The following is a 3,513-nucleotide window of genomic DNA, read 5'->3' on the forward strand; positions in this document are numbered from 1 at the left end:
TGATTAATAGTGCAGCCTTACAACAAAACCTGTCACCTTTAATGCATAGCCTACCAACTTGCTTTGGCTGCACTATTCTTGCGGTAACTTCTGACCCGGTTTAAAAACACGGGGCTTTCAGCTTTGGGTGTTCCGTAATACTTGGCTTGTGCAACAGCCTTTGTGACACTTTCACTACAAAATGCTGAAATCGCCTGTACCCCATCCATTGGGCACAGGCGACAGGGGTCAGAAAAAAATCCTAAGAGCGATTAGAAACCGACAGCCATCCAACCTATGGTTTCTTTTGTATGTCCTCCATCTGACAGAGCCTGCCTTGGACCACCCCGAACTAATTCGTTCATTTTGAACTTAAAGCCCTTCGTGGTTACATCTGCGATCCTGACACCAGGGGTATCTGCTCCATTAAAGGTTTGAACCATTGGAATCACGATCACATCTGAGCCTTCCCGAAATGGCTCTGCGAAGAACACTTCTTTAAATGTGCTTGTGTCATTATTTGTTGTTTCCACTGGGCCTGGTGAACACAGCTCAATAATGCCTGCTTGAATCGACGCATGAGCTGGGGTAGCAATGAGTACCAGTGCAGCCATCAAAGACATCAAAAAAATCGCAACTCGCTTCATAATTTCCTCCTTAAAATGTGAAATGAGAAAAGCGAAAGAAGTCTTTTAGAGTTAACCTTGCTAAGAGTATCGTGAGCAGAACTGACACTGCCCATGTAATTTTGGCATGTTTTATTAAAAAAAAAACGCAGAAATTGTTAAGTTATTGTTGCGTAATTACTAATCACTCTAACAATAAATGAATAATCATTAAGCTACTCTAAGATCTCAGTGCCCTGTGAAAATCTGTCCCTACTCCCGAGGTCTAATGGTTGAATGAGCAACCAGGGTAAACCTTAAGGGATAGCGGTTTGCAACCTGGGCTAATTACAATACCAAAAAATAACCAAAAAATAGTCAGTTGCAGCAAATCTCAACATGTCAGAGGATACAGATACCAAGTCAGACTCAGGGCAAACCCCGCTCTCCGCTTGGCGTGCCCAAGAACTACAACGACTCCGCAATAGTTTAAGAAGGGGACAACAACCGATGGCCGACTGGCAAGGGGGAACCTTAGCGGTTTCTGCTGTCCCTGGTGCTGGGAAATCTACTGGCATGGCAAAAGCTGCAGCAATTGCGATCGCAAATTACCAACTCCATAGCAGATATCAATTGCTGGTAGTCACCTTCACTCGCTCTGCCGCTGCCAGTATAAGAGCTAAAATCCGCGATGACCTAAAAACCCTTAAGGTCCCACAAAATAGTTTTGTAGTCTATACCTTACATGGTTTAGCCCTCTACATTGCTAACCGTCATCCAGAATTATCGGGACTTAATCTAGACAGTAGTACTCTAGTAACTCCAAATCAAAGTCATCGCTTAATCCGTGCTTGTGTGGAACAGTGGATTGCTAATTATCCACGCCGGTATCTGACCTTGCTCGAAGGTCGAAGCTTTGATGGAGAAGAAACAGAACGGTTGCGCCGACAATCCGTATTGCGAACGGAAGTTTTACCTAACCTGGCCTACACCGTTATCCATGAAGCCAAAAGTTCTGGGTTATTACCAGCAGATTTGTGGCACCTCAGTGAACAGACAACGGATGAATATGGAATATTAGCGATCGCAGCAGGACTGTATCAACAGTATCAAACCATAGTGCGATCGCGTGAATTCATCGACTACGACGACATGATTCTAGCTGCGCTGAGAGTGCTAGAAAACGATGCCATCCGTCAGCTCTGGCAAAATCAATTTTTTGCCGTCTTTGAAGACGAAGCCCAAGATTCCACACCATTACAATACCAACTCTTGCAAACCCTGGCCACATTACCAGCTAGTGCCGAACCAAACCTTGGCCTATTGGCCACGCTACCGGAACAACCTTTAACTTTCCAACCTTCAACCTTCCAACCTTCAACCTCTCAACCTTCAACCTTCCAACCTTCAACCTCCCAACCTTCAACCTCCCAACCTTCAACCTCCCAACACCATACCCTAAATCTGATCCGAGTTGGAGACCCCAATCAAGCCATTAACTCTACCTTTACCCCAGCTGACCCAATTTATTTCAATTGGTTTTGCCAAGACTGTCAGGGAATAGGACGTTTAGCCACAATGGATCAAGCGGGTCGCAGTAGCCAGGTTATCATCAATGCTGCCAACTTTATCGTGAATTGGGTCAATAGCACCTATGGCAGCAAAAACTCTACCGAAACAGTACCACAGCCAGACTCTATCCCCCAAACCCAACCGTCTCCCGAGCTACCCTTTCGTCCTCAAACCATTCGTCGAGTAGATGCCAATGACCCTCAACCGGATGCCAACCCAAATCCAGAAGGGAGAGGTTTAGAACTCTACACTCCTAAGGACATTTACCACACAGTCGAGCTGATTGGAAAGCGAGTAGTGGAGCTATTTGCCAAAAACCAAAACCATAACGCTGCTGTGTTAGTGCGGGAGAATCGACAAGGGAGCTTTGTGGTGGAACAACTGGAGTATCTTAAACGCCAGCATGAGATTGAGGTGTATGATGTCCAAAAACGCGATCGCGAATCCCACGTTCCCAGTCAAATCCTAACACTGCTGCAATTTCTCGACCGTCCCCATTCTCCGGATTACCTAAAAGCTGCCCTAGATGTCTTGGTAAAACGTCAGTTAATTCCCACCCAAGACCTCAATGCTCTATCCACCTATCCCGAACAATTCCTCTATCCTGGTCCATTGGACCCACCCCAGACCAAAGCAGTTATCAAAGCTCGCCGCTACTGCTGTGATTTACTGCGTGCTCGTTTAGAACTCCCCAATTATCACCTAATTTCCTTCCTGGCTCAGACCTTAAACTATGACCAATCCGAGCTAGCCACAGCAGATAAATTAGCCGAACGGATAGCAAAACAGACCTTTGGCAACAGTTCTATCAGTGAAACTCTAGCAGTACTTCAGGAAATCGTTAGCTCAGAACGTTTTGAACCTGTAGACCCAGACAATACAGACTCCCCTTATCTGCGTTCCCATCAACTGACTGTAATCACCATGCACAAAGCCAAGGGATTAGACTGGGACTATGTTTTCTTGCCCTTTCTCCATGAAGACACCCTTCCTGGTAATCCGTGGGTACCTACTGCCGCTCAGTTTTTGGGAGAATTTACCCTAGCAGAAGTAGCCAGAGCTCAAATTCGTGCCTATCTTCACGGTAAACCCTTACCCATGGCACCCGAGGCTTGGGAACAAGCCGCACAGCTTAAGACTGCTGAAGAATTCCGCTTGCTCTATGTAGCCATGACCCGAGCTAAACGGTTGCTGTGGATGGCCGCCGCCGATTTGGGACCATTTCGGTGGAATACCTTTAGTGGTAAAGGAGATAACTTGCAGCAGAAGAAACCCTGTCCAGTATTGCCAGCATTGAATGCTCAGTTTCCAAATTCTTTAATGGTTAATGATTAATGGTTAATGGTTAATGGTTAAT

2 protein-coding genes and 1 pseudogene are annotated in these 3,513 nt (G+C 45.9%); 1 reads left to right on the forward strand and 2 read right to left on the reverse strand.

Going from position 1 to position 3,513, the window contains the following annotated elements; translation table 11 throughout:
• Positions 1-95 (reverse strand): annotated as a pseudogene (locus F6K37_RS45830) (RNA-guided endonuclease InsQ/TnpB family protein); the annotation flags it as partial.
• A 156-nt stretch (positions 96-251) separates the two neighbouring features.
• Positions 252-626 (reverse strand): hypothetical protein, encoded by a 375-nt coding sequence (locus F6K37_RS35025; protein WP_009149334.1) that lies wholly within the window; start codon positions 624-626, stop codon positions 252-254.
• A gap of 357 nt (positions 627-983) precedes the next feature.
• On the opposite strand from F6K37_RS35025, the gene F6K37_RS35030 reads away from it, so the two are divergent.
• Complete coding sequence (locus F6K37_RS35030) at positions 984-3,491, forward strand: UvrD-helicase domain-containing protein (protein ID WP_009149336.1); 2,508 nt, start codon at positions 984-986, stop codon at positions 3,489-3,491.
• Positions 3,492-3,513: the final 22 nt, after the last annotated feature.

Source organism: Moorena sp. SIO4E2 (genome assembly GCF_010671945.1).
GTDB lineage: Bacteria > Cyanobacteriota > Cyanobacteriia > Cyanobacteriales > Coleofasciculaceae > Moorena > Moorena producens.

What these genes read in the sequence shown, in the direction of transcription:
- F6K37_RS35025 (WP_009149334.1), bottom strand. Translation starts at nt 626, where the DNA reads ATGAAGCGAGTTGCGATTTTTTTGATGTCTTTGATGGCTGCACTGGTA.
- F6K37_RS35030 (WP_009149336.1), top strand. Translation starts at nt 984, where the DNA reads ATGTCAGAGGATACAGATACCAAGTCAGACTCAGGGCAAACCCCGCTC.